Origin of the sequence: Streptomyces sp. WM6372 (genome assembly GCF_001279655.1) — a bacterium.
Classification (GTDB): domain Bacteria; phylum Actinomycetota; class Actinomycetes; order Streptomycetales; family Streptomycetaceae; genus Streptomyces.
On record NZ_LGDB01000194.1, the window covers coordinates 32,118 to 57,339 of the forward strand.

The 25,222-nt window shown below is 70.1% G+C and carries 23 protein-coding genes; 7 read left to right on the forward strand and 16 right to left on the reverse strand.

Translation table 11 applies throughout. The annotated features are described in order from the left end of the window. Positions 1-162: 162 nt before the first annotated feature. A complete protein-coding gene (locus tag ADK52_RS22615) occupies positions 163-2,688 on the forward strand; it encodes a non-ribosomal peptide synthetase (protein ID WP_053691709.1) in 2,526 nt (841 codons plus the stop codon). Between the two features lie 253 nt (positions 2,689-2,941). Here the strand turns inward: ADK52_RS22615 and ADK52_RS22620 are convergent, their stop codons facing one another. The 5 genes from ADK52_RS22620 to ADK52_RS22640 all read right to left on the reverse strand — a co-directional run bounded on the left by ADK52_RS22620 (position 2,942) and on the right by ADK52_RS22640 (position 6,955). Next, positions 2,942-4,279, reverse strand: a complete 1,338-nt coding sequence (locus ADK52_RS22620; protein WP_053691671.1) for an FAD-binding oxidoreductase — start codon at positions 4,277-4,279, stop codon at positions 2,942-2,944. Between the two features lie 152 nt (positions 4,280-4,431). Beyond that, positions 4,432-4,665, reverse strand: a complete 234-nt coding sequence (locus ADK52_RS22625; RefSeq protein ID WP_053691672.1) for an MbtH family protein — start codon at positions 4,663-4,665, stop codon at positions 4,432-4,434. A 99-nt stretch (positions 4,666-4,764) separates the two neighbouring features. Further along, a complete protein-coding gene (locus tag ADK52_RS22630) occupies positions 4,765-6,105 on the reverse strand; it encodes a condensation domain-containing protein (protein WP_063783912.1) in 1,341 nt (446 codons plus the stop codon). Positions 6,106-6,138: 33 nt separating this feature from the next. After that, entirely contained in the window at positions 6,139-6,420 is a 282-nt protein-coding gene (locus ADK52_RS22635) for a phosphopantetheine-binding protein (protein ID WP_053691673.1), read from the reverse strand. A 151-nt stretch (positions 6,421-6,571) separates the two neighbouring features. Then, complete coding sequence (locus ADK52_RS22640; RefSeq protein WP_053691674.1) at positions 6,572-6,955, reverse strand: hypothetical protein; 384 nt, start codon at positions 6,953-6,955, stop codon at positions 6,572-6,574. 539 nt (positions 6,956-7,494) lie between these two features. Here ADK52_RS22640 and ADK52_RS22645 point away from each other — a divergent pair. Further along, a complete protein-coding gene (locus ADK52_RS22645; protein ID WP_053691675.1) occupies positions 7,495-8,403 on the forward strand; it encodes a glycoside hydrolase family 25 protein in 909 nt (302 codons plus the stop codon). 142 nt (positions 8,404-8,545) lie between these two features. Here ADK52_RS22645 and ADK52_RS42495 read toward each other — a convergent pair whose 3' ends face one another. From ADK52_RS42495 to ADK52_RS22675, 7 genes are all read right to left on the reverse strand, one after another. Continuing rightward, the gene (locus ADK52_RS42495; protein ID WP_159046005.1) at positions 8,546-8,698 is read right to left on the reverse strand and encodes a hypothetical protein; all 153 of its coding nucleotides are present in this window, start codon (positions 8,696-8,698) and stop codon (positions 8,546-8,548) included. Positions 8,699-8,919: 221 nt separating this feature from the next. Further along, positions 8,920-10,161, reverse strand: coding sequence for an MFS transporter (locus ADK52_RS22650; protein WP_053691676.1), 1,242 nt, complete (start codon positions 10,159-10,161; stop codon positions 8,920-8,922). A gap of 153 nt (positions 10,162-10,314) precedes the next feature. Next, positions 10,315-10,974, reverse strand: a complete 660-nt coding sequence (locus ADK52_RS22655) for a TauD/TfdA family dioxygenase (RefSeq protein WP_053691677.1) — start codon at positions 10,972-10,974, stop codon at positions 10,315-10,317. After that, positions 10,971-12,071 (reverse strand): SagB/ThcOx family dehydrogenase, encoded by a 1,101-nt coding sequence (locus ADK52_RS22660; protein WP_053691678.1) that lies wholly within the window; start codon positions 12,069-12,071, stop codon positions 10,971-10,973. Before ADK52_RS22660 ends, ADK52_RS22655 begins: the two co-directional genes overlap by 4 nt. After that, on the reverse strand, positions 12,068-13,153 hold the full coding sequence (locus tag ADK52_RS22665) for a SagB/ThcOx family dehydrogenase (RefSeq protein ID WP_053691679.1): 1,086 nt from the start codon (positions 13,151-13,153) through the stop codon (positions 12,068-12,070). The genes ADK52_RS22660 and ADK52_RS22665 overlap by 4 nt, the downstream gene beginning before the upstream one ends. Before the next feature lie 88 nt (positions 13,154-13,241). Beyond that, positions 13,242-13,439, reverse strand: coding sequence for a hypothetical protein (locus tag ADK52_RS22670; RefSeq protein WP_030871150.1), 198 nt, complete (start codon positions 13,437-13,439; stop codon positions 13,242-13,244). Positions 13,440-13,578: 139 nt separating this feature from the next. Beyond that, a complete protein-coding gene (locus ADK52_RS22675) occupies positions 13,579-14,169 on the reverse strand; it encodes a class I SAM-dependent methyltransferase (RefSeq protein ID WP_147420139.1) in 591 nt (196 codons plus the stop codon). A 315-nt stretch (positions 14,170-14,484) separates the two neighbouring features. Between ADK52_RS22675 and ADK52_RS42500 the strand changes: the two genes are divergently transcribed. Next, positions 14,485-14,700: a hypothetical protein gene (locus ADK52_RS42500; protein WP_119097892.1), complete on the forward strand. Its 216-nt coding sequence runs from the start codon at positions 14,485-14,487 to the stop codon at positions 14,698-14,700. A gap of 38 nt (positions 14,701-14,738) precedes the next feature. On the opposite strand, the gene ADK52_RS22680 is transcribed toward ADK52_RS42500, so the two are convergent. After that, complete coding sequence (locus tag ADK52_RS22680) at positions 14,739-17,711, reverse strand: AfsR/SARP family transcriptional regulator (protein WP_078988528.1); 2,973 nt, start codon at positions 17,709-17,711, stop codon at positions 14,739-14,741. A gap of 1,220 nt (positions 17,712-18,931) precedes the next feature. Between ADK52_RS22680 and ADK52_RS22685 the strand changes: the two genes are divergently transcribed. Together ADK52_RS22685 and ADK52_RS22690 are read left to right on the forward strand one after the other, a co-directional pair. After that, the gene (locus ADK52_RS22685) at positions 18,932-19,435 is read left to right on the forward strand and encodes a hypothetical protein (RefSeq protein ID WP_053691681.1); all 504 of its coding nucleotides are present in this window, start codon (positions 18,932-18,934) and stop codon (positions 19,433-19,435) included. Between the two features lie 250 nt (positions 19,436-19,685). After that, on the forward strand, positions 19,686-20,219 hold the full coding sequence (locus ADK52_RS22690; protein WP_053691711.1) for a hypothetical protein: 534 nt from the start codon (positions 19,686-19,688) through the stop codon (positions 20,217-20,219). A gap of 64 nt (positions 20,220-20,283) precedes the next feature. On the opposite strand, the gene ADK52_RS22695 is transcribed toward ADK52_RS22690, so the two are convergent. From ADK52_RS22695 to ADK52_RS22705, 3 genes are all read right to left on the reverse strand, one after another. Beyond that, positions 20,284-20,532 carry a hypothetical protein gene (locus tag ADK52_RS22695; RefSeq protein ID WP_063783916.1) on the reverse strand — a complete coding sequence of 83 codons (249 nt, stop codon included), beginning with the start codon at positions 20,530-20,532 and terminating at the stop codon, positions 20,284-20,286. Next, positions 20,532-20,741: a hypothetical protein gene (locus ADK52_RS22700; RefSeq protein WP_147420140.1), complete on the reverse strand. Its 210-nt coding sequence runs from the start codon at positions 20,739-20,741 to the stop codon at positions 20,532-20,534. Before ADK52_RS22700 ends, ADK52_RS22695 begins: the two co-directional genes overlap by 1 nt. 289 nt (positions 20,742-21,030) lie before the next feature. Further along, positions 21,031-22,092, reverse strand: coding sequence for a PucR family transcriptional regulator (locus ADK52_RS22705; RefSeq protein WP_053691684.1), 1,062 nt, complete (start codon positions 22,090-22,092; stop codon positions 21,031-21,033). Between the two features lie 464 nt (positions 22,093-22,556). Here ADK52_RS22705 and ADK52_RS22710 point away from each other — a divergent pair, with 464 nt between their 5' ends. Both ADK52_RS22710 and ADK52_RS22715 read left to right on the forward strand, forming a co-directional pair. Beyond that, positions 22,557-22,922, forward strand: a complete 366-nt coding sequence (locus ADK52_RS22710; protein WP_063783914.1) for a hypothetical protein — start codon at positions 22,557-22,559, stop codon at positions 22,920-22,922. Positions 22,923-22,935: 13 nt separating this feature from the next. After that, on the forward strand, positions 22,936-25,218 hold the full coding sequence (locus tag ADK52_RS22715) for a hypothetical protein (RefSeq protein WP_107090149.1): 2,283 nt from the start codon (positions 22,936-22,938) through the stop codon (positions 25,216-25,218). Positions 25,219-25,222 lie beyond the last annotated feature (4 nt).

Here is a 25,222-nt window from a genome sequence, read left to right on the forward strand (position 1 = left end):
CGCACAGGCGGCAGCAGAACCCATACGTCACAGGACCGGACCCGGCATGCACGCACGCATGCTCGGGACGGCCTCGTTCCATGCCGGCCCAGGGGCCATGCGATGCCTCTCGGCCCATTCCTCCCGGGGCCGGACACCACTACCAGCTGGATGGAGGACGGCATGTCGATCACAGACGACGCCGCACTGCTCACCGACTACGGCCGGCGCTCTCTGGCCTCGCTACCGAATGAACTGGTGCTGCCCACGGATCGCCCGAGACCGGTGCGCGGCTCGTCCGTCATGGACGTGCACCGCTTCGGCCTCGCTCCCGAGACACACCGGGCCATTCTCGCGGCAGCCGGGGAAGCCGGGGCGACGCTGTCGGCGGTGGTCCACGCCGCCGTGGCTGCCCTGCTGACCCGTCTGGGGGCCGGTGGCGACGTTCCGCTCGCCGCTCCGGTGGCGACCCGGCCCGGTGTCCCGCTGGGCGGTCCGGCGCAATTCCTCGCGCACCACCGTGTCCTGCGCATCGACACCTCGCGCGACCCGAGCCTGCGCGAGCTGCTGGAGCAGGTGCAGGAGGTCGACCGTGCGGCTCGCGCGCTCGACGACGTGTCCGTCGAACGGCTGGCGGAAGTCGTGGACCTGGCCCCGTACGCCGGGCGGAGCCCGCTGGTCCAGGTCTGCGTGCGCGTGAACGAGCAGACCGGCGCGACGGGCACCTCTGGGTTCGACCTCGCCGTCGCTCTCACCGAGTGCCATGACGGTCGGGAGCCGGCCGGCATCGTCGGAGAACTCGCCTACGACACCGATCTCTTCGACCGTGCGACGGCCGAGTCACTGGCCGAGCGGCTGGTCCGGCTGTTGACTGCATTCTCGGCCGAAGCGGGCACGCCGCTGTCCCGGGTGGAGCTGCTGTCCGGTCGGGAACGCCAGACGCTGCTGGAAACCTGGAACGGCGCACAGCGGGCGGCCGATGAGCACACGCTGGTGGAGCTGTTCGAGGCGCGGGTGCGGGCGACGCCCGACGCGGCGGCGGTAGAGGGCGGCGAGGTGTCGCTGACCTTCGCCGAGCTGAACGCCCGGGCGAACGCGCTCGCCCGGCGGCTGGTCGGGGACGGCATCCGGCTGGAGGAGCCGGTAGCCATCTTGATGAACCGGTCTCCGCAGCTCATCGTGGCCGTCCTGGCGACGCTCAAGGCCGGCGGCTGCTACCTGCCGCTGCACCTGGCCCACCCGGCCGAACGCATGCTCCGCACCATGGGGGACGCGGATGCCCGGATCCTGCTGACCGACGCGGCGCACGCCCGGCATGAGGCGGCGCTGAGCGCCGCGACGGCGATCGTGGTGCCGGAGGCCGGCCCGCACGGCTCGGACACGGCGAACCTCGACCGCAAGCCGCTGCCCGAACAGGCCGCGTACGTGATGTACACCTCGGGCTCGACCGGCGTTCCCAAGGGCATCCTCGTCTCCCACCGGAGCGTGGTGTGCCTGGCACTCGACACCAGCTGGAACGACAGCTCGCTGTCACGCATGCTGGTGCAGTCACCGCTGGCCTTCGACCCGTCGACGGGTGAGATCTGGCCGGCGCTGCTCCGGAACGGGCAGCTGGTGGTCGCACCGCCCGGAGACCTGGACGCGCGGGTGGTCAAAGGGCTTGTCGAGCGCCACGGCGTGACCAGCGCGCTGCTCTCCGGCGGGCTGTTCCGCATGATCGCCGACGATTCGGAGGATGCGTTCAGCGGGATGCTCGACGTGCACCTGGGCGGTGAGGTGATCTCGCCGGTCGCGGTGCGGAAGGTGCTGGAGGCCTGTCCCGGTCTCGTCGTGCGCCCCCAGTACGGACCCACCGAGGCCACCCTGGCCGTCACCCACCACCGGGTGGAGCGGGCAAACGAGCTGACCGGTGACGTCCCCATCGGGCGGCCGATGGACAACCGGCGCGTCTACGTGCTGGACGAGCACCTGAACCCGGTCCCGCCGAACACCACCGGCGAGCTGTACCTTGGCGGCGCCGGCCTGGCCCGCGGTTACCTGGGCAACCCCGGCTTGACCGCTGCACGGTTCCTGCCGGACCCGTTCCACGGCACCGGGGCACGGATGTACCGCACGGCCGACCTGGCCCGCTGGACCAGGGACGGCGTCCTGATGTTCGTCGGCCGAACCGACGACCAGGTCAAGGTGCGTGGCTATCGCATCGAGCTCGGCGAGGTCGAGACCGTCCTGGCCCGGCAGGAGTCGGTCCGGAAAGTCGCGGTGATCGTCAGGGAGGACCAGCCGGGCGACGAGCGCCTGGTGGCGTACGTCGTGCCGAGCGCAGGACGGACCGTCGACCCGGTGGTGCTCGCCGAGCAGGCGGGCACGACCCTGCCCGGCTACATGGTGCCGTCGGCGTTCGTCGCACTGTCCGAGCTTCCGCTGACGGCCAACGGGAAGCTGGACCGCACGGCGCTGCCGGCGCCGGACTACGGCGGCGGGTCCGGCCGCGGCCCCCGGACCTCCCGCGAGGAATGGCTGTGCGACCTGTTCGCCGAGGTGCTCGGCCTGCCGCGGGTCAGCATCGACGAGGGTTTCTTCACGCTGGGCGGGGACTCGCTGCTGGCGACCCGGCTGAGGGCCAAGATCCGGGCTGGCCTCGGGGTCGATCTCCGGGCGCAGGTGCTGGTCCGGAACCCGACGGTCGAGGAACTCGCGAAACTGCTCTGACCGGGCGGCAGGCAGGCTGGTCCTGTTTCGGAGGGCGGCCGCACACTGGTGCGGTCGCCCTCCGGGCGTTTGAACCAACGAACGAATGTCGTTACCTGTGGCCCTTGGCCGAGTGTCCGTCAGCTCAGCCATCGGCCGCCTCCGTGGAAGCGTCCTGGTGGCCCGACCGTGTGCAGCGGCCACCACGACGGGAGCGCCGCCCCCGATCGGGGGACGGCGCTGCGCTGGTGCGCGGCCCGGGAGGACCGGGCAGCTACTGCACGGGGGTGCCGAGGTAGCCGGGGAAGCGGCCGTCGGGGTCGCGGGCGGCGCGGATCCGCTGGAACTTCGACCAGGCCGCGTCGGACATGATCGTGTCGGGCCGGACGTCCAGGTCGCTGTCACCGAGGTAGCAGCCGGCCGAGTACGGTGCGACTCGCTCCATGGTGGCATCCAGCCACGTGCGGCAGTGGGCGTCCTCGTCCGGAGTCTCGCCGATCACGTAAGCGGCGAAGTACAGGTCGGTCTGTACCGACAGGGCCATGTCCGGCCGGTTCCGGTGACGGGACATCAGCGGTGTGAAGTCTCCCAACACGGTGAACGTCTTGGAGGTGGGTAGATCCGTCAGTGCGGGCAGCAGCGCCGGTACGAGATCCGCGGCGGTACCGGCGAGGAACGCGTTGTCCACGAAGTAGCGGTGGCGGTCCGGATTGGACCGCAACTGCTCGGCGTACAGGTCGCCGATCTTCACCGGCTGGGCAGCCTTGGACACCAGGGCCTCGTCGGCGACCGGGCAGGTGCCGAGCGGGGCCAGCGAGGACGGTCCGCCGTCGAACGACACCGCGTCGATGATCAGCACCGGAACGTCGAAGCCGGGGGGAGTGCAGCCGACGGCGGCCAGCTCCACGGACGTCGGCACGTCGTGGCGCGCCGCGTGGTACCACGTCAGCACCTCGGGGGCGAGCTCGGCGGGGTAGATGGAAGTGGACCGGGTCAGCTCCCGGAATCGGGGGCGGGTACGCAGTCGGAACTCGGTGACCACGCCGAAGAAGCCAGGGCCCGATCCGCGCATCGCCCAGAACAGATCGGCGTTCTCCGTCTCGGAGCACGGCACCAGCTCTCCGGAGGCGGTGACCACCTCCATGGACTCGATGGACTCCGCGGCCCAGCCCCAGCCGCGGCAGTTCCAACCGAGTCCGCCCTGCAGCAGGAAGCCGCCCATGCCCACGGTGGGGGCGTGCCCGATGGCGAAGAACCGGTCGTGTTCGGCGAGGTACGGGTCCAAGTCCAGGCCGCCGCGCACCGCCGGGCCGACCGCGACGATTCCGCTCAGCGAGTCGTAGGACATCCCGGTGAACAGGGCCAGGTCGATGAGCAGGGTGTCCTCGCGCAGCGACCAGGCGGCCCAGCTGTGCCCGCCGGAGCGGACCGCGACCTTCCAGCCCTCCGCCGCCGCCATCCTGACTCCGGCCACCACGTCGGCGGGGTTCGCGGCGCGCAGCACCGCCGCCGGCCGCCGTGACGGCAGCCGGTGGTTGAAGATGCGTGAGGTCGCGGCCTCGGCGAACCCCGTGTCGCCGCTCCGCCAGAAGGCCCCGGTGAATGCAGTCATCAGTGCGCGATCTCCAAGTCGCTCTGCACACCGCGCAGATCAGTGGACATGTGGACATACGTTCGGTCGCGCCTGGGAGGTAGGCCGAACAGGTGGTGGGTGTCGGTGGTGCGCCCGGCTCGGCGCACCACCACGGCCGAAGCCGTCGATCCTCAGACGTCAGACGTCGGGCGGCCGATCTCCCCGTGGCCGGACAGGCTCCGGCGCAGGCTTGCGGGCCTCAAGTCCGTCCAGGACCGGTCGAGGTAGGCGAGGCACTCGGCCTTCCGGCCCCTCGTACCGACCTCGGACCAGCCTGCGGGGAGATCCCGCCCTGCAGGCCAGATCGAGTACTGCAACTCGCTGTTCCGCACCACGCAGAACTCGCGCTCTTCATCGTCGAACATGCCACTCACCAACCTTCCTTGACCGGCACGAGCGCTGCGAGCGGTTCTCGCAGCGCCGGTCGACGCGGGCCGGACCGTCCGGCCCGGGCGTCGGCGCCATCACCGTGATGCGCCGAAAGAAGCGGCCGCGGCTCCTGGGTGCCGGGAAGCGGGTCGCCGTCCCATCGTCCCGTTGCCGTCCGGCAGCGCGAACCTCTCGGCTGCCTCGAGAAGTTGTTCCACAGCCGCGCCGGGGAAGTAGTTCTCGTTGTAGTACGCGGAGAGCCGCGGACCCGTCTCGTAGAGGTTCCACTCGACGACGACGGTCTCCGGCCAGCGCTTTCCGCCCTTGATGTCCAGGTCTGCATACTCGGCCTCGGTTCCGGTGAGCGGCGGCAGATCGGCCGAGGACGGCAGGTCCTCGTTCAGGGCCATGTACAGCCCGGGCTCTTGGTCCGGCACCATCAGGTCCTCGTTCCAGTACCGCCCCGCCACCCGGAGCGGAAGGCTGCACTCGAAGACGTCATGGGTGCGGAGGAACACCTCGCGGACCGTTTCGAGCGGGCTCCGGACCTCCAAGCCGAGGTGCAGCGGGACGGTCTGGACGAACAGCCCGACGGTCTGTGAGGTACCGGGCAGCATGCGACCGTGCTGGTTGGTCGAGATCCCCACCAGCGGATCGCCGGTGACCTCCCGCATGCCCGCGAGCACGCTCGCGGAAGTCACCGCGAACGGAGTCGCCCGGGCCTCCAGTGAGAACGCGTGCACCCGCGCCTTGGCATCCGCCGGCAGGTCGCGGGTGACGACCCTCAGCTTCGGCTCGCCCCTGTGCTCGGCACCCACCTGGAAGCGCGGAGGATACGTCCCGAACTCCTCGGCGTAGGAGTGCCAGAACGCCCGGCGCTCCTCACCCCAGGCACCAGCAAACCGGCTGCGCTGCTGCGCCGCGAAATTCTGGTAGGTGTTCTCCTGGGCGACATCGTCGGTGTCGCCGACCAACGCACGATTATAGAATTCGGCGAAATCACCGCGGATGCGGGCCCAGGAAATCTGATCGCTGATGATGTGGTCCACCGCGATACCGAGAAGGTGCCGGCGCTCACTGCGCTGCACGACGGCGATGCGCGAAAATCCCGGGCTGTCCAGGCTGAACGGAGTGCCGAGGATCCGGCCCATCAGTTCGATCCCCTCGGCGTCCGAATCTGCCGTATGGAATTCCACCTCGCTCACCATGCCCTCGGACGTGAACGCCTCGTCCGCCGACACGAAACTGCGGCGCATGACGTCATGGCGCAGACAGAGGCGTCGCCAGGCATGACGAACCGCATCGAGGTTCAATTCCCCGGTGAGCCACGTCGCCTTGTAGAGCAGATTGTGCCAGTCCGCGAACTCTCCGGACAGTCGGGCCATCTCGGCGAACGAAGTCGGACCCATGGCGCCCTTGACCTGCGCTGCCGTCATTTTCTACCTCCGGGCACGCAGGAGCGGCATGTCCTAGGCGCTGATGCCGTCCGCACCGGAATCCTCCTGTTTCGACTCGTTCTCCAGGAAGTCCGAAAGGCTGCGCGGGGAGGCGTGCGAAAACACGTGACGCAGCTTCACGTCCGCACCGAGGACATCGTAAATCTTGCCGGTGATCTGCAGGACGTGCAGCGAAGAGCCACCATTCTCGAATACGTCCGAATTCTCGTTGAGTTCGGGTATTCCGAGCACCTCCCGCCAGATTTCAGTCAGGGCTGCAACACGATCCGGCGCCGTTTGATATCGTGGATTCATGCCGGAGCACCTTTCGATTACTGTGCGATCCTTGGCGGAAATTTTCAGCCTGGTACGGGACGGCAATCTAGCGGTCGGCAGGATGCGCCTGTACTGACATCGGTCAGGATCTCGGCTTCGGCTTTCCCAGCCCGTGGCCGTTGCGTGCGGGTCACGGGCGGCGGTCCAGGAGGTCGCCAACGATCGAGTCGCGGTGGACGTCGCGCACGCCGTGACCGTCGCCGCCTTGGACGTCGCCACCCCGTACGTCAAGGCGGGCCGAGAACGGCGACATGTGGAAGGTTCTGGCCAGGTCGGAGATGTAGCCGGTACGGCACTGCCCCGACCGCGCGGTGATGCTCCAGGACCCGGCGTCGTGGCTGCCGGGCATCGCGATCCGGTTGAGCGGAGTACGGGCGAGGCGCGGGGCCAGGTCCCCCATCCACGAGCCGAGGCGGGTCCGTTCCGCTGCTGCGGGGCTGTCGGCACGCGCCTGGGCGCCAGCGGGCAGCCACGTCGTGGCGAGTGTCGCTGCCAGGACGAGGAGACCGTTCAACGCGGTTCTTCCTGGTGGTGAAGCACTTCTTCGCGATGCGGACATGGGCCCGTGCCTCCAGGGCATACACGGCGACGCCTGTCGGGCGCAGCCTGAGGGGCGCCGGTCAGAATGCCATGATGAATTGGCGTGGCCATGGCATTGCAGGGGCGCTCCGGGCGTTCCCCACATGTCCGGCTTCCTCTGGCCGCCGCCCCGGAGCTCCCCTCGATGCGAACGGGAGGGAACCTGGGCCGGGTCGTCAAACCGGCCGGCGCCGGGCGGCCCGTGGCGGGCCGGCCCGGGGACGTCGGCGGCCACCGAGCGCCGGTTGATCAAGCGGAATCGATTTTTCGGCTCAGGCACGTATCGGCCGACGAGCCGCTGGGGAGCCTCTTGTGGCACCGATCGTTCCGCATACCTCACCGCCGCCGACCGGTCCTGGCCCCTCGCCCGAGGCGGCGGCGTCACCCTCCCGACCTGACCACCCGGCCTGCGCTGAAGCACCGGCTGCCGGGCCAGGGCCGGCGAGCCATCTGCGGCAAGAAGGGCAACGCCTGATGGGCATCTACGGACAGGACTGGGCGTCCTACCAGAGCGACGAACCGAGCCTCGCCGGACTCGACTTCGTCTTCACGAAGATCACGGAGGGCCTCGGCTACACGAATCCGAGGTGGGTCCGCCAGCGCGACCACGCCAAACGCCACGGCCTGGTCTGGGGCGCCTACCACTACCCCCACATGGCAAACGACCCGGAGCGCGAAGCCGACTTCTTCCTCGACCAGGCGGCCTGGCAGCCCGGCGACATCCTGGTCCTCGACTGGGAGGGCTACGACAACGCCAACGCCGGTGTCTCCCCATCCCGCCAGCGGGCCTACAAGGAGGACTGGCTCCGCTATGTGAAGGGTCGAATGCCGGGTCACCGGGTCGGCATGTACTGCAACGCCGACTACTGGAAGAACGTCGACACGACCAGCTACTGCGGCGACTTTCTGTGGATCGCCACCGCGGGCCGCCGCGCGGGCGACCCCGGGATCAAGGCCGGATGGATGTTCCACCAGTACGACGACAACCCCGTCGACAAGGACTACTGCCCCCTGCCCAGCCGCGAGGATCTTCGCACCTGGGCCCTCGGATCCCCGGAGGACGACATGCCCCTGTCCCAGGCCGATCTCGACGCCGTCGCGACCGCCGTCTGGCGTCACACCGAAACCAACGCCGCCACCGGCCGCCCCGTCGACATGGGCGCGGTCATGGCCTGGATGGACAAGGTCCACAACAACCAGACCGACGCCGTCGCACGACAAATCGCCGCGACACAGGCAGCAGTGACCGCACTCGCCGCCCAACTCGGCCAGCAACACGGTGTCGACACCGACACCGTGGTCGCCGCGGTACGGCAGGCCATCGCCGACGCCGTCATCAACGTGGACATCCACGTGACCAGCACCCCCGCCCCGACCAGCTGAGAGGCAACACCCCCGCTCCGCCGCCGTCGGCCGCGAAAGAGGCGAAGCCGAACGCGCAGCGATCCGCTCAGCCGCCCCTCCACTTCACGAACTTCTGAAACGATCAAGGCATCCCGCAGCCTCCGCGGTGAACGCACCGGTGTCAGCGGCCCTCCAGGTCGCTCCTGATCAGGGACACGGCGGAGGCTGGCCGGCCGATGCCCTTCTGCACCTCGCGGATCCCCGCGGAGGCCCTGCGCTCGTCGTTCGCCCCGGCCCCGGCGACGCACTCACCGCCCCCGTGCTCGAAAGGCATCCAGGGCGTCGTTCCAGAAGCTCCGGGCCCTGTCGCTGGGGATGTTGCACCGATGCCGTCAGGAACCACGGCCCTGGGCAGGAAGAACAGCGGAACGGCCCCCGCACACCTGTCGGCCATCGCCGAGCTCTTCGGCCATGGCCGGGGCCAGGCGGAGGCGCATCACCGTCGTCGAGGCGCTCACCGGTGACCTGCCGCACTCCGGCCTGGTCCGGCTGCCGTTACTCCGGGCCCAGCCGGGTGCGGTAGCGCGCTGCGATGGCCGCGCAGGCGGCCATCGTCGCCACCCCGGCTCCCACCAGTACCGCCCGTGGTCCGAACCGGTCGGCGCACACCCCGAGCAGGAGTGCCCCGGCCAGTCCGCTGCCGTAGAACACCGTGGTCTGCAACGCGATCACACGGCCCCGCAGTCCAGGGGCCGCGCTCAGTTGCAACAGCACTGCGGAGCAGGTCGTGAACAGCATCGAGGCGAATCCGGCGGGCACCAGGAGCACCACGAAGACCGGATAGTTCGGTGCGAGGCCGCACGCGGCGCCGGTCAGCCCGGTGGCGGCGGCCGCCGCGAGGACGGTGACCGGGGACGGCCTCTCGGCGCGGCCCGCCACCAGGGCGCCCAGCAGGCAGCCGACCGTCACCGCCATGGCCAGGGAAGCGAACCCGGTCGCCGTGAGCCCGAAGGCGCGCGTCGCCATCAGGGTGTTGGTCAGCGTGAACTGCACGCCGATCGAACCGACCACGCCCGACGCGAGGACGACGGCCGCCAGCCGGGGCACGCGTCCCGCTTCGGCCAGGGCGTCCCGGAGCCCGCCGCCCCTGCCCGCGCCGGCCGCCGTGGCGGTGTCGTCCGTGGCCGGGTCGGGCAGGGTGAGCAACACCGCGGTCATACCGGTGAAGGTCGCCGCGTCCAACACGAAGATCCAGCCGACGTGCGCCCAGCCGACGATGATTCCGGCCACCAGCGGACCCAGGATCTGACCGGTGTTGAGCAGTGCGGTGTACAGGCCGAGCGCACGCGACAGCCGGGTCTCGCCCACCAGGTCGGTCAGGAAGCGCTGCCGCGCGGGATTGTCGACCACGGTCACCAGGCCCGCCGCGAAGGTGAGCAGGTAGATCTCCCACACCTGCACCGGGCCGAGGAAGACGACCACGGCGAACATCGCGGACAGTGCGGCGTGCGTGCTCTGGGTGGCGATCAGCAGTCGGCGCCGCCGGTACTGGTCGGCGATCCGGCCACCGCGGCCGCCGAACAGCAGCAGGGGCCCGAGCTGGAACGCGGCGAGCAGCCCGACCAGGGAGCCGTTACCGCCCGCCGAGGCGGCGAGCAGCCACGACTGGGCCACCTTGTACATGGCGTTGCCGAGGCTGGAGACCAACTGGCCCATGGCGAGGTGACGGAAGCCGCGCAGGCGCAGCGGGGAGAGGGCACCGGTGGTCCGTGAGGCCTCGGCGGGGCGTGAGTCCATGGGCTCTCCAAGGAGGGAAAGGACAAGAAGACATCGTGCGGAACGCCGATGCGGCGGGAGGACGGGAAGGCTCCGGTCCTCCCGCCGCGAGGCCCCTCGGGGGATGGGGGTCGGGACCGGCCACGGGGGTACTGCGCGTGGCCGGTACGGACGTCAGGTCATGGCGTCGAACCAGAGCCTGCGGATCACCCTGCGGCCGTTGAACGGCCGGCGGCGGTGCAGCATCGTCCAGTTGTCGACGAGCAGCACTTCGCCCGGCGCCAGCTCGCCGACCGTGACGACCTGGTCGGCCGCCGCCTCGACGGCCCGGTGAGCCGCCTCGACAGCGGCGCTGTCGTCGACCGCGATCATGCGGTCGCGCCGGTAGCGCAACAGCGGACCCTGTCCGTCGGGCAATTGTTCGAGAATCGGTGCGACCTGAACGCCCTCGACGGTCAGATAGGAAGCCCGCGCGGCGAGCGGTTCCGGGTCGATGTGCTCGACGGGCAGCAGGTCGAGCCCGCCGCCGCCGTCCGCCTCCACGACGGCTATGGCCATCCAGCGGGGCGGCACGGGCAGGAACGCCGCATCGGTGTGGAACCAGAAATCTCCGTGCTCGGCCACGAGTTCGATGTCGGTGTCGCCCGGCATGCCGATGGTGACGTCCCGGATCAGCCGCGCCTTGCCGCCGGTGAGTTCCTGTACCCGGTGCAGCAGCGTGCCGGAGGATCCGCCGGAGGCGAACCGCACGGCGCGGGGCGGCTCGCCCGGCCGCTCGGCGCCCTCGGCCGGCCACAGGCGGACGCCGGTGGTCCCCTCGTCCGCCCCCCTCACTTGGTGTACCCCAGCTTCAGGTAGTACATGGCGTCGGCGTCGCTGGCCACACCGTCCAGACCCAGCAGCGAGGCGGCGCGGCTCTCGGCGATGGCCGGCGTCAGCCATCCCGCGAGCCCGAGCTGGTATGCCGCCTGCAACACCTCCTGCGCGAACTCGCCCATCTGGATGAGGAGGTTGAGGTAGGCGCGCGAGTGGCGGTACAGCCACTGGTAGCGGTCCCACTGCACGGTGACGAAGAGGCTGACACCGCCGCCGCCGATCCAGTTCTGCCCCTGGATCGTGGCCGCGACCTCCTCGTCGGTCGGCTCCCCGCCCGTGGCCAGCAGGGTGTTGCGGACGGCGTCGTACTGGTACACCCCGCGCGGCACGCCCTCGACGCCCTGCACCACCACGTAGACGTGCAGCCAGGTGTAGAAGGAGTTGAGCAGGAAGTACGGGTCGCCGGAGGCCTTGGACTCCTCGGCCATCCGGACGTTGGCCGTCGCGTGGTACAGCACGGCACCGAGCGTCTCGGCGGTGACGGGCTCGTCCGCGAACTTGCGGACGCTGCGGCGCCCGAGCATGGAGTCCAGGCTGTAGGTGATCGGCTCGTCCGGTGTCGGCAGCGCGATCTCGTGGACGGGGTCGATCCGGAAGCGCTCCGGATATCCCTGGGCCGACTGGAACCCGGCGATCTGGCCACGCCGGAAGTCGGACAGCGCGGTCAGCTTCTCACCGCGGCCGACGGGCTCCACGTAGGGCAGGTCCTGCTGGGAGTAGAGCAGATAGGCGGCGCGCGACCAGCGCTGCTCCTCCCAGCGGAACATGTCCTCGGTGGCGGTGGCGTCCGCGTCGACCAGCAGGCCTGCCGCCAGTGCCTGTTCCCGTTCGGCCGGGCCGAATCCGGCGGCCGCCGCCTCGGACCCGGTGCGCGCTTCGAGGTGGAAGTAGAGGAGTTCCCAGGCGCGGGCCCCCACGGTCCGCAGCCGTTCGCGGGCCGCGAGACCGAGCGCGCTGAGCTGGTCGCCGCGGCGCTCGTGCGCGAAGAAGAAGGGGGAGGAGACGAGCCGGGCCGGAGCCGGGGCCGTGGTGTCCGTGGTCTGAGGCGTGCTCATACGAGGGTCCCGAGGAAGAGGGGTGTCATCCGTTCGACATTGATGCCGAGCAGCGAGGCGATGCGTTCGTCACTGAACTTCTGGTACGTGTAGCCGCCGACGCCGAGCCGCTGGATCACGGTGCGGTACGCCATCAGCGTGTGGCCGACGTCGATGAACGGCGCGCGGGCCGACCGGGCGTCGCGGTAGCGCCACATGGCCCGTTCCACCAGCGAGGAGAAGACGATCAGCCCGAACGGCTCGGAGTGGAACTTGTCGAAGAGGTCGAAGCTCGCCTCGCGGAAGTCGGCCGAGTGGTCCCCGGCCCGCAGCAGATCGAGCCGGTGGTGCGCCACGTTGTAGTGATACACACCCGGTTCCACCCCGCTGCCCGGGAAGAGCGCCACGAACGCCTCGGTGGGGTGACGGGCGCCGCCGGAAGGCACCGCCTTGCGCAGGAACTCGCCCTGGACCGCGAACGGACGCCGGGTGCGCTCGCCGAAGCAGACGTCCATCAACAGCGACAGCCCTTCGGGGCCGCGCCGCTGCTGCGGGGACATCGCGGCGAGCAGGGCGTCGGCGGACTCGTCCTCGCCCACCTTGCGCAGCGGCACGGAGCCGGCGGCGGGCATGTCCATGGTGATCGGCGGCGGCGCGCTGACGGCGATGTACTCCTCCATGCGCGCGTCGTCCGCGTCGAAGGCACCATCGGTGTCCATCTGCAGGAAGGGGTAGTCGCGGGTGGAGGCGTGGAACCGGTACGCCTCGTCCCAGTCGTAGGCCCGCCATGCGTCAGCGGCGGCGGCCTGTGCCGCGGGGACCAGCACGTCCTCGGCGACCAGGGTCGCCCACAGCTCGTCGGCGATCGGGGCCAGGTTCCCCTCGGCCCGCCAGAGCCCGGTGATCACCTCGCGGGTGCCGCTGTCCGGGAGCAGACTGATGGCGTGTGCGACGCGCGGGTCGCGCAGTACGAGGGGAGCCCTCGCGGAGCTGGTCTCGGCCACCATGACGCGCTCGTCACCGGAGAACGCCAGGGGGTACACCAGCAGTTGCGGATGCGGTGCGTAGGTCTGTGATGCGCCCGCCGGCGCTTCGATGGTCACGGTGGTGGAGCACTCCTCGTGTGCGATGGGTCCAGGGGCAGGCCGTGCCGCCGCGCCAGTGCGGGCACGGCGGCACGGCCCGGGTGGGTCAGCGACCGATGCCGTCCTGGCTGTAGTACTTCGGGTCGTTGCCGTTCTGGATCAGCGCGGCGCGCACGACGCTCTCCGGGGCACGCTCCACCAGGGAAACGCCGTCCTGGCTGTAGTACTTCGGGTCGTTGCCGTTCTGGATCAGCGCGGCGCGCACAACGGTCTGCGGAGCGCGCTCCACCAGGGTCTCGGACATGGGAATTCCCCTTTCGATCGGGACGCCCGGACGGGTGGTCCGGACGGTTCGCCCACCGCCGGTCGCGGTGGGAGTCTGTGGGCCGGGGCGGTGAGCCACGGGGCCGGAGAACGGAGCGGACGGGCGGGAGGCGGCCGCGTCAGCCGCGCTGCCAGACGCCGTACACGATGCGGTGTTCGTGCTCGGGGCTCCCGCCGTGCGCATGGGTCAGATCGCGGTGCCAGACCTCGCGGGGGCCGCGGCCCAGCCCGGCCAACGCGTCGCCGACCAGGGTGCGGCTCGGCAGGTACGCCTCTTCGTAGGTCAGCGGGACCTCGTCGCAGATCCAGCTCACGGCCAGCGGCCCACCGGGGGCGGTGAGGGCATCGGCGGCCAGCAGCATGCGGTGGACCGTGTCGGGTCCACCGGCGTAGTGCAGCACTCCGAGTAGCAGGACCGCGTCGAACGGCCGGTCCTGAGCGAGCGAGAGCAGGTCTGCTCGGCGCAGCTCGACCGATCCGCCGCCGGGCAGCGGTTCGCCGCCGTCTGTCGCGACGTCCGCGGCCAGCTCGACGTCGATCCCGAGGACGTGGTGCCCCGCGTGCTCGGCGAGCCAGCGGGCGACCGAACCGCTTCCGCAGCCGGCGTCGAGCACACGGGAGCCGGCCGGCAGTGCCGCGACGGGCTCCACCACACGGTGCATGTGGGTGTTGAACGGCCGTGGGACGTCCGTGCTGCGCAACGCGCTCAAATTCGCTCCTCCGTCGTCTCCGTCGTGTGGTTCACGGATCCGGCGGGCTGAGGCGATGGCCGCCCGGTCCGGATGACAACGAAGCTAGGCGCGGGAGATCGACAGCCGATCTACAGTGAATTCGGCCGCGGCCCCGCACCGTGCGCCGGGCCACCCCGAGAAATCGGGCTGCGGAGCACTGACACCCCCTGCGACCTGCGCTTAGATCGTATGTAGATCGTCGTCGAGCAGGATGTCCCGTGGAACAAGACGTACCCGGCGGCTGGCGTTTCCTCGGCCCGCACGTGCCGGGCACGCCCGTGGAAAGGGACGCACGTGATCTTCAGCAGCAACTCGGGCCTACGGCTGGCCAGGACTGCCGCGGTGGCAGCCGCCTTCGTGGCGCTCACCGGTACGGCCGCGGGCGCCCTGACCGCCGCCGACGCACCCGCCGGGTCCCACGTCCGGCAGGACGAGCGGACCCTGGCGGGCTCGGGGGACCCGGACTGGAACAGCACCGGTTCGGAGTGCAAGGTCTGCACGGAGCGGTGACGAGCACGCCCGCGTGACCGTGGACGCCCGCATGCCGCTCAGCCGAGCGGCACGCGGGCGTCCAGGGTGTCGAGGATCCAGCCGACATCGGCCGCGTCGGGCAGCTGGAGGGCGATGAACAGGGACCGAGCCTGCTCCAGATGGGCGCGCGCGGTGTCGGTCCGGCCGAGTCCGATCCAGGCCCGGCCGAGGACCGTCAGGGCGTGCGCCTTGTCGCGCAGCGCCCCGAGTTCCTCGCACCGCTCGACCGCGTCCGCGGCGTGCCGGGCGGCCTCGGCGTGCCGGCCGACCTGGCACAGGGTGTCGGCGAGCCGGTACCAGGCGTGCGCCTCGCGCTGCCGCAGCCCTGCCGTGCGGCAGACGTCCAGGCAGGCCGTGTAGCGGGAGACGGCCTCCGCGTAGCGCCGCTGCTCGTGCAGGGCCAGCCCCCACACGTAGAGGGCGTAGGCCTCGCCCTCCCGGTCTGCCAGTTCCCGAGCCGTGGCCAGCGCCGACTCGCAGATCGCCGCCGCCTCCGCGGCCCGGCCGCTGCGTACTCGGGCCAGGGCCGCGTTGATGGTCGTGGCAGCCTCACCGGAACGGTGCCCAAGGCGCCGGGCGAGCGTGATGGCCTCGTCGTAGCAGACGACGGCCTCATCGAAGCGGCGCTGGAACTGCACGGCGAGGCCCAGGTCGTTGAGGGCCTGCCGCAGGATGATGGTGTCGCCGATGCTCCGGCTCGCGGCGACGGCCAGGCGGGCGTGTTCCTCTGCTTCGGCAGGGCGCGCGGTCTGCAGGGCGGTGCTGCTGCACATCAGCCGGGCCCGCGCAGCTGCCGCCAGGTCGCCGTTGCGCTCCGCGGCCGCCGCGAGCCTGCGCGCGACCGATGCCGCGCCGCTCGTCGCGGGCTGACCGAACGGGCTGACCGCCAGCAGGAGATTGGCGGCCGTGCACAGCCGGTCGCCTCCGTCTCCGGGACGTTCCACGGCACACTGCACGGCGGCGATGACGGCGTCGAATTCGTAGCCGACCCAGACGCGGGCGGCTTCGACGTCGGCGAACGCCAGGCCCGCCGGGCCGTCGGCCGCCCCGAGGGCGTCGCCCGCCGGATCGCCCGGCACCGCGAGCTCGAAGGCGTTGCGCGCGGTGGCCAGCAGGAAGCCGAGCAGTCTGCCGAGGGCGGCGTCGGCCTTCTGGTGGTCCAGTCGCTGCAGCGCGAAGACCCGTACCAGGTCGTGGTAGCGGTAGCGCCCGGGCGCCGGTGACTCCAGCAGCACGGCGTCCACCAGCGCCTCCGCCAGCGCCTCCGCGTCCGCGAGGTCGGTGTCCAGCATCGCCGCGGCGGCCGCGAGGCCGATCCCGGCCGGCCCGGCGACGGCGAGCATGCCGAACGCCGCCGCCTGGTCCGGTGTCAGCTGACGGCAGCTCACCTCGAAGGCGGCGTCGATCGCCAGCCCGCCCACCCGCAGCTCCTTGATCCGCGCCTGCTCGTCGGCGAGCCGGGCGGCCAGGTCGGCGAGGGTCCAGCTGGGGCGCGAGGCCAGCCTGGTCGCCACGATCCGGATGGCAAGCGGAAGATGGCCGCAGGCCGACACCAGGTCCAGCGCGCTCGACGGCTCGGCGGCCAACCGCCCGCTTCCGACAACGTTTTCCAGGAGGCTCAACGACTCCTCCGGCTGGAAGGCGTCCACCGTGACCTGGCAGGTCAGCGGCAGTCCGACCAGCAGCGAGCGGCTCGTCACGATCACGCCGCACCCGGCCGAGCCCGGCAGGAGATGCCGAACCTGAGCTGCGTCACGCGCGTTGTCCAGCACCAGCAGCACCCTGCGCCCGTCCAGAGCCGAGCGCAGCAGGCGGCTGCGCTCCTGGAGCCCGTCCGGGATGGAACGGGCCGGGATGCCCAGCGCGGTGAGGAACTCCGCGAGGACCTGATCCGGCTCGGGGGATCCGGGGCCGCTGCCGTGCAGGTCGGCGTGGAGCTGTCCGTCGGGGTAGTGCCCCCGGACACGGTGTGCGACGTGCAGCGCGAGCGTGGTCTTCCCGGTGCCGCCCATCCCGGTCACCGCCAGCGCGACGGGCGCGGTGCGCCCGTCGTCGGTCAGCAGTGCGCACAGTGCGGCCCGTTGCCGGGCGCGTCCGGTGAAGTCGGGGATGTCCGCGGGCAGCTGTGCGGGAATCGGCAGCCGTGCCGACTCCGCGACGGCCGGAGCACCGGGGCGCCGCCCGCCGGCCCCCTCCCGCGACCGGTCGTCGGCCGTGGTCGCGGTGACGAGCGCGGGATCCGCGGCCAGGATCCGCTGGTGGACCGCGGAAAGCTCGGGTCCTGGATCGATGCCCTGCTCGTCTGCGAGGAGCCGCCGGAATTCGGCGAACAGTGCGAGGGCCTCGGCCTGCCTGCCCGCCGCGTAGAGCGCCCGCATGAGGACGGCGCGCGGACGTTCCCGCAGCGGATGGGCCGCGGTGATCTCGGCCAATCCCGGAATGGCGCGCGCGTGCTTGCCCAGCAGCACGTCCAGGTCGTACCGCTCCTCGACGGCCGCGAGCCGCAGCTCCTCCAGCCGGTTGCGCTGAGACTCGGCGAAGCGGCCGGGCACACCCGTCAGGGGTTCGCCCTGCCAGAGTGCCAGTGCCTCGTCGAGCAGTGCCGCGGCCTCGTCCGGACGCCCTTCCCGCCGGGCTTCGGCCGCCCGGCCGACGAGGGACTCGGCCTGCCGGGCATCCAGCGCGTCGGCGGACACCATGAGGCGGTAGCCGCTGCCTGCCGACACCAGTACGACGGGCTCGGCGGGGTCCGGTTCGAGCAGCCGGCGCAGCTGCCAGGCGTAGGTACGGACGGTCGTCACAGCCTTGTTCGGCGGCGTCTCGCCCCAGACGGCGTCGATCAGTTGCGCCAGCGAGACCGTGAGCCCGCCCCGTACCAGCAGCGCCGCCAGCAGTGCTCGCTGCTGCGGCGGCCCCAGCCGGATCTCCGTGTCACCGCGGTGGGCGCGTATCGCGCCCAGTACGGCGAAGCGCAATCGGTCCGTGTGCATGCCACTCCCCATCCCCGTATCCGTACCGGCAGCTCGCTCGCCCTCATGACGACGAGGGCTGTAAGACGGCTGGTCGGGCCGTGACGCACCACGACGGATCGGGCAACTGCGACCGGGCTGCCAATGATCACATGGCGCGCCCGCCGCTCGCCCCGCCGCCGCAGGTCGGCCACCACCTGCCAGGGGCCAGCTTTCCGTTGAGGGCGGCCCGGTGGTACGGCTGCCCCCGGAGCGCTCTGGGCACCGGGCCGCCGAGGGGCCGAGGGGCCGAGGGGCCGAGGGGAATTTCACCCCTCGCTCTCACAGTCGTATCGCGTGGCGACCGCACGGTGGATGTTGAGACGGTTGATCCCGCACTCGACCGCGTGACGCTCACGGTAGTCGACCGGGGCGAAGCCCGGTGGCCGGCCGGCCCGGGAGCCGAGCTCCCGGAGGTTGCGTGATCCCGTTCGCCACTGCCGCGTGCGCAGCGAGCGGAGCGTGGGAAGGCGCACGCCTGCGCCGGGGCAACGTCTTCGGGCGTATCCAGGTCGGCGAGGTCTTCGGTCTGGTGCGTGGAGAGGATGACCTGCACGCTGCCCGCAAGGTCGGCAACGAGCTCACGGAACACCACGCGCTGCGTGGGGTCGAGGCCGGCGGCTGCGCAGACCGCGATGAGGGTGTCGGGGCCGTTCTGGTCGTTGGCGTACGCCTCCACGCCACGCCGCACTCCACGGCGTCCGCTCCGAGTCGAAAACTTCTGCGAGCGGGACGATTGCGTCGGGTGGTCAACTCAAGGGCGGGCGGCGTCGTCTGTGCTCCATGCCTGTGATGGGGCAAGGAGTGTGGCGGCCGCGCGCACGGCGGACGTCTCGTCGAACTCCTGGTCCCACGTTTTCCAAGCCGAGCCGGTCCCGCTGACTTCGGCCAGGATGACGTCGCGGACATGCCAGGGAACTGTCATTTTGCTGCGGCGAGACAGGTGTGCCCGGCTGGCGTGCCGAACAATCTCCGGCATCAGCTTGGCCTCGCGGCCGATCCGGATCGGCGGGCAATGTTTCGTCCCAGGTGATCTGCACTGAGGGTTGGAGCCGTTGCCATACCGATCATGGAGTCTGTCGATCGAACGGAAGTCTCGATCGGGTGATCGCGGGCACTGCCCGGCATGAGAGCAGGGCCTGGCGGTATACGGGGAAAATCCAGAGGAGCGGGACGGCCGCGCGCTGCTACGGTCGGGCGCTATGAGCTGGCTCCCCGATAACTTCGTCCATCCCGTCCTGGTACCGCTGCCGGGCAGCGGTCATCACCTGCGGCCGATCCGGGAGGCGGACACCCCGCTCGACTATCCGGCGGTGATGGGTTCGCGCGAGCGGCTGTGGACCATCTTCGGCCCAGCCTGGGGCTGGCCCGCGGCCACCATGACCTACGAGGCCGACCAGGCCGACCTGTTGCGGCACGAGAAGGAGATCGCCGCACACCAGTCTTTCAACTACGCGCTGTTCGACGCGGCGGAGACAGCTCTGCTCGGCTGCGTCTACATCGACCCACCGGAGAGGGCCGGCGCGGACGGCGAGATCTCCTGGTGGGTGGTGGACGAGCTGGTCGGCAGCAAGGTCGAGCAGGCCCTCGACGAGCTGGTGCCGCAGTGGATAGCCGCCGACTGGCCGTTCGAGCAGCCGCGCTTCCTCGGCCGAGAGATCTCCTGGCCGGACTGGCTCGCCCTGCCGGTGCACCCCGACGCGTAAGTAGCTTTTGTCGTAGTGCTCTGGGGACGGGTGCTCGAACGGCCGTCTCGATCGGGTGGTCGTCGGGCTCTCCGCCTCGCGATGTACGGAACCCAAGGGCACCACACACCAGTTGCAGCACCGGGAGCGGGCCGGCGCCCGCCCGGGCCGGCCCAGCCCGGCCCAGCCCGAGGCTCTCCCAACGTTCTGACCGCGCGCCAAGAGTCCGACGGCGCCGGGGTTGTCGGTCCCCGGTGTTAGCGTCGCCACCATGGCAAACCGTTCATATCTCTACTCCGCGGACTCGATGCCGAACGAGGCAGAGATCCCCAAGCGGATCCGATGCATATCCGAGCACAACTGGGACATCCCCCTCGCGCACAAGCTCATGGCGGGGCACGGGACCGCGATCGTCCCGTCCATGATCTGGAACCCTCCGATCGGCATCTCCGCGGATTATGCCGACGGGGCAGCCCTGTTGCGCGACCTCCTGCACGCGGTCGGCAAGGGCCTGGAGGACGACGCCGAGTTCGCCGAATGCGTTGCCAGGACAACGGCCCACCTCGAGAAGCAGCAGGCGAAGTACTTCGTCCTGGAGACCGGGGAGATCGTCTCGATGTCGGGCGACGATCCGGCAGCGAGCGTGCGGCGTCTGGCGTCCGAGGACATCCCAGACGCCGTCGCCAAGGCCGTGGCGGCGATCGCCGGCCAGAACGACGACTGGCTGGCCTCGGTCCGAGCCGACTGGCAGAGGCACTTCGCGTCCTTCTACAGCGAGGCGCTCTACTTCTCCTTCCCCGACTGACGGGGCCGACGACCCAGCGGGAGTGCTCCCCGCCGACGCGGGGGTGGTTTGCCCGGCGGCCGATTTACGCTTCGACGTAGGCGACCAGGATCAGCGTGCCCAGAGCGGTCGGTACGTACAGGATGCGAACCCCTTCCTGCCGGTGCTCGCGAACAGACCCGTGTTTCGACAGCACACCGATCTCAGGGTTCCGGGAAACGGAGACGAGCACCGGGTCAAGTCGCGCGCGCTCAACCTCGGACATCCGCTCGACCTGCTCCTGAGCCACGTCGTAGAAGACGACGCGAGCACGCCGCGGGCCGTGCTTGCCCATCACGCCACGTCGGCAGCGGAAGCGCTGTCGTCCAGCGGGGGCTGACCGAGGTTCTCCCGCAGGTCCTCCCACGGAGTGATCCGGTCCAGATCGATGCCCTCGCCGGCCAGACGCTCCAGCACATAGGCAATCTGCGGATCCACACCAGCCAGGTCGCGCGCATCGGCACGCAGCGCGTCCTGCTCCGCCTCGTCGAAGACGATCCGCATCAGGCCCTCCCGGAGATGGGTGTGCCACGAGGCTAGCGCAGGCACCAGCGTGTGCGGGACCGATCGCCTTTCCTGGACCGCGCCAGCAACTCCCAGTGGGCTCGGAGTCGGCCGCGTCGGCGTCTGGAGCCCTTGCGCTCGCGGGCGCCGTGGGCTTCAGGCATGTCCACGCCCTCCACATCGCCTCACCATGCAAAGGCGATGCGAAGCCGCTGAGAAGTCGCAGGTCGCGAAGTGTGCTCCCCGCCGACGCGGGGGTGGACCGAACTCCACGCGCTGAGGTGCGCGCTCACGCCGCGGTGTCGGGCCAGCCCAGCAGGCGGGCGCCGATCACCGCGGTCTGGAGGGTGTAACGGTTCACCGGGTCCGCAGGGTCGGCACCCGTAAGGGTGTGGATCCGCTCGAGGCGGTAGCTCAGCGCCCGCACGCTCAACGACAGGCGACGCGCGGCCTCGGTCGCCACGCAGCCACTGTCGAAGTACGCGGTGAGGGTGTCGATGAACAGCCGGGCCCCGCCCCGTCCCTTGTGCAACGGCCCCAGCACACTTTCCACCAAGTCGGCCATCGCCTGCCGGTCCCGCGTCAGGACCGGGTAGACCAGCAGATCCGCAGCGTGCAGCACCGGCCCCTCCAGGCCCATCCGCTCCGCCAGATCGAGCGCGTTGAGCGCCTCCTCATAGGAGTGCACCACGCCGCCGGCACCAGGGTGGGAGCGGCCTATCGCGACCCGGCCACCGTCGGTGGCCCCGTACGCATGCTTCGCGAAGAACGCCAGAACATCCGGCTGGTCTCCGGGAGCCACACAGATCAGCCGCCCGTGCTTCGTGGCGAGCAGGATCTGCCGGCCCGCGAACCGGGCCAGCACCGCCGACTCGATCCCGCGCGCCACCGGATACCCGTCCCCGTACGGCTCCGGGCCCATCGCCACGGCCACCGCATGGGCCTGTGAAAGGCGCAGCCCGAATCGTTCGGCACGCTCGGCCAGCCGGCCCAGATCGCTGCGCCCGTAGAGGAGGTCGTCGATGAACTCCCGACGTGCGGCTTCCTCCTGGCGTACTGCCTGGTGCTGGGCGCGCTCGTAGCCCTCGACGAAGGCGTCCACCGCCTGCTCCAGCACGGCCAGCAGTGAACCTGCCGCCGCGGGGGGCAGTGTCGCGAGCACCTCCTGCACCACACGGAGGTGCTGCCGCACTGGCCCACGGACCGGCGCACCCGCCTCCGCCGCCCGTTCGCCCCTGACTCGCCTGGCCTCCAGTTCGGCGCGGGTCAGTCGGCGGCCCGTGAGACAGGCATCGTGCAGAAGCTCGGGGAGGCCGGCCACGTGCTCGCTCGGTTCTGCCTGGTCAGCCACGTTTTCCCCCGGGTCACGACGCCTCTATGACACGGAACAAGGGTGCCATGCGGGCAGACGGGGGCTACCTGTGCCTCCAGGAGAGTGCGGTGTGCTGCTGGTGGCGGCAGCTCTGGTGCGCGCCGACCATGCCGCGCGCAGCGGGGTCAGCGGTGTCCCAGGCAGCGAAGTGTCCTTCACCGGCAGCGAATGGTGAGTGAAGACTGCCGGTCAGCGGCAATGTGCTGCCGCGCAGCGACGGAGATGATCAAGAACATCCTGTGGCCGCAGCGCCGGACGCGGACGTCCCGCCCAGCTGTCGCCCGCGGCCCCGCGTGCCATCGCCGGTTCGCAAGGGGCAGCGGAGAAGGGCGGTTTGACACCGCATAGGTAGATGCATCGTGAGTTGAACGGGGGCGATCGTGTCGGGGGACTTCGCACAGGAGTGGGGCAGCGAGAGAGCAAGGGCCGCCGATCAGGCAGCGATGCGGCTCAACGGTGTTCCGGCAGCCGACGGCGGGGGCGGGGGGACTTTCGCGTCGACGCCGGCGCAGAAGAGGTCTGCCGCCAACACCATCGAGACCGAGCTGGAGCCGAACACCAAGAAGGCCACGGAGCACGCGGACGAGAGCACCAACACCGCGGTCAAGGGCTTCGACGGCTGGGACGCGGCTGGAGGCATGAAGAAAGTGGCGGACACCTGGGACCAGCAGGTGAAGACCCTGATGGGCCGGCTCAGCTCTGAAAAGGGATCGCTGCGCGGCGCCTCGGGCCTGTTCGTACGGAACGACCTCGGCACGGGGGACGGGTTCCGCCCCCTGGGCACCCAGTCGAAGCTCAACGGTCTGTAAGGGGGAGCAGTCCATGCTGACGTACCACGAAGTGATGTCGACCGACCTGGGCCTGCTGACGACGGCAGCGGGCAAGTGGGACGAGATGGCGGGCGAGCTGAAGAAGGTCGAGACCCGTTACGGCGACAGTGTCCAGAAGATCACCATGGGGCCCGACTGGAGTGGCGTCAGCGTCGGCGTCGCCCACTCGAGCTTTGCCGCCACGCGGTACGAGTACTCCGCCGCGCAGATCCAGGCCAAGGCGGTCGCGAGCCTGCTGCGCGATGCCCATACGCAGTTCACCGACCTGAAGAAGCGCGTCGAGTCCGCGCGCGACGACGCGATCAAGGCGGGGATGACCGTCTCGGAGCAAGGCACGGTCGCGTTCGACTACGCCAAGCTGACTCAGGCCGAGCGCAGGGCTTACCACAACGATCCCGACGGCCAGACCACCATCCGTGACGCGGTGAACAAGTGGCAGCAGCACATCAACGATCAGGTCAAAGCCGTCTCCGAAGCCGACCACGGGGTCAAGATCGCCCTTGAGGCGGTCGTGGTGGACAGCAACAAGGACGCCTTCGGCAAGGGCAACGACGGAACCCTCAACGGTTTCAACGCCGACGCACAGGGCGACATCGAGGTCTACGAGGCCCGCAACGCCGAGGACATCGCCACCCGTATCAACAGCGGCGACAAGGTGTCGGCAGCCGACTACGCCGAGCTGGACCGCTCCTTCCGCGACAATGCCAAGAGCACCGAGTTCAACCAGACCTTCCTCAACGGGATGGGCGCGCAGAACACGATCAAGCTGACCAACAAGCTCAGCGACCACGCGTACGGTGACGACAAGGGCAACCAGCAGCGATACGCCGACCTGCAGAAGGGTCTCGCGAGCTCGCTGTCCAACGCCATGCAGGACCCGAAGTCGAAGTTCTACCAGGACTTCCGGGCGCAGCTGAAGCAGGCCGGACTCCAACAGTTCGACCTGAAGCAGATCGCCGACAGCCCCCAGATCGGCACCGGCCACGGCCAGAAGGTCCGTGGTTACCAGAGCCTGATCACGCTCATGCAGAACGGTGACGGCTACTCGGCACCCTTCATGCACGATCTGGCCGACGACATGCGCAGCGCAGAAGACAAGAAGCGTGGCGGGAACCCTGACGTCTGGGATCTGACGAGCGACTTCAGCGGCAAGAACAAGGGCTGGTTCGCGAACGACCCGCTCGACGGCCTCCTCGGCATCATGTCCAAGGACCCCGCGGCCACGACTTCCTACCTCGATCCCGGGCCGGACGGCAAGAACGACAACCTGCAGTACCTGGTAAAGGACCGCGACTGGAACCACGTCGACACCACGTCCTGGATGGGGAACATCGAGCACACCGGCAGTGACACCTTCGACAAGGACGTCCGGGCGGGACTGGGGCTCGCTCTGGAGAGCGCCACGACCGGCCATGCGCCGGGAGCTCCCGGTACGGAGTTCGGACGGCACCCGGAGGCCGAGGCTCGCGTCATGCATGAGGCTGTCAACCTGCTCGACTACGGCGACGGCAACGGCAAGGACGACAAGGGGCAGCTCAAGGGCCAGGGCGACAGCGTCCTCAAGAGCGAGGAGTACGCGAACGTACGCGGTCCCCTCGCCCGGGCGCTCTCCTCCTATTCACCCGACATCGTGGACATCATTGCCGGCGATGGCCCCGGTGACCTGGTCGGCAAGGACGATGCGCTGGCGAACGGCGACCGCTCCCAGATTCAGAACAGCAGGAGCAGCTTGCTGCGCGTGCTGCGCGGAGTGTCCGAGGACCCGGAGAACTACTTCCTCCTGCACGAGTCCGAGCGCCGGTACATGGCCGAGCAGCTCACCACGCAGGACCTGTCCGACCCCGAAGCACTGAAGAACCGTGCCGCGAAGTTCGGTGAGGTCAACGGCGCCATCAATGCCATCGGCGGCGACGTCCACCTCAGTGAACGGGATGCCAAGCTCAGTGCGGCCGGTGACATGCGCGTTTACGGCTACCACGTCATCGGCGGAGCGATCACAGGCATCCCCGTCGTCGGCGACATGGCCCAGCGTGTGGTCGACAGCTGCTGGAACGAATGGCTCAAGGGAGTCAGCGCCGAAGAGGGCCTGCTGGCCCGGGAACGCATCAGCTCCGGCAACGACGCGGCACAGACGGACCTCGGCCACTTCTTCAAGGGCTGGGGCGACGAAACCCACCAGTCGGACACCACGGTCGGTGCCGCCCAGCGCGAAGCACAGCAGAGTTACACCAGCGGGCGGGAAAGCGCCTACTACGCGCTGCGAGAACGGAAGTAGTCCA

Bases quoted from the DNA above. Each gene is read 5' to 3' on its own strand.
- ADK52_RS22615 (WP_053691709.1), top strand. From the start codon at position 163: ATGTCGATCACAGACGACGCCGCACTGCTCACCGACTACGGCCGGCGC.
- ADK52_RS22620 (WP_053691671.1), bottom strand. From the start codon at position 4,279: ATGACTGCATTCACCGGGGCCTTCTGGCGGAGCGGCGACACGGGGTTC.
- ADK52_RS22625 (WP_053691672.1), bottom strand. From the start codon at position 4,665: ATGTTCGACGATGAAGAGCGCGAGTTCTGCGTGGTGCGGAACAGCGAG.
- ADK52_RS22630 (WP_063783912.1), bottom strand. From the start codon at position 6,105: ATGACGGCAGCGCAGGTCAAGGGCGCCATGGGTCCGACTTCGTTCGCC.
- ADK52_RS22635 (WP_053691673.1), bottom strand. From the start codon at position 6,420: ATGAATCCACGATATCAAACGGCGCCGGATCGTGTTGCAGCCCTGACT.
- ADK52_RS22645 (WP_053691675.1), top strand. From the start codon at position 7,495: ATGGGCATCTACGGACAGGACTGGGCGTCCTACCAGAGCGACGAACCG.
- ADK52_RS42495 (WP_159046005.1), bottom strand. From the start codon at position 8,698: ATGCCTTTCGAGCACGGGGGCGGTGAGTGCGTCGCCGGGGCCGGGGCG.
- ADK52_RS22650 (WP_053691676.1), bottom strand. From the start codon at position 10,161: ATGGACTCACGCCCCGCCGAGGCCTCACGGACCACCGGTGCCCTCTCC.
- ADK52_RS22660 (WP_053691678.1), bottom strand. From the start codon at position 12,071: ATGAGCACGCCTCAGACCACGGACACCACGGCCCCGGCTCCGGCCCGG.
- ADK52_RS22670 (WP_030871150.1), bottom strand. From the start codon at position 13,439: ATGTCCGAGACCCTGGTGGAGCGCGCTCCGCAGACCGTTGTGCGCGCC.
- ADK52_RS22680 (WP_078988528.1), bottom strand. From the start codon at position 17,711: ATGCACACGGACCGATTGCGCTTCGCCGTACTGGGCGCGATACGCGCC.
- ADK52_RS22685 (WP_053691681.1), top strand. From the start codon at position 18,932: ATGAGCTGGCTCCCCGATAACTTCGTCCATCCCGTCCTGGTACCGCTG.
- ADK52_RS22690 (WP_053691711.1), top strand. From the start codon at position 19,686: ATGGCAAACCGTTCATATCTCTACTCCGCGGACTCGATGCCGAACGAG.
- ADK52_RS22695 (WP_063783916.1), bottom strand. From the start codon at position 20,532: ATGGGCAAGCACGGCCCGCGGCGTGCTCGCGTCGTCTTCTACGACGTG.
- ADK52_RS22700 (WP_147420140.1), bottom strand. From the start codon at position 20,741: ATGCGGATCGTCTTCGACGAGGCGGAGCAGGACGCGCTGCGTGCCGAT.
- ADK52_RS22710 (WP_063783914.1), top strand. From the start codon at position 22,557: ATGCGGCTCAACGGTGTTCCGGCAGCCGACGGCGGGGGCGGGGGGACT.
- ADK52_RS22715 (WP_107090149.1), top strand. From the start codon at position 22,936: ATGCTGACGTACCACGAAGTGATGTCGACCGACCTGGGCCTGCTGACG.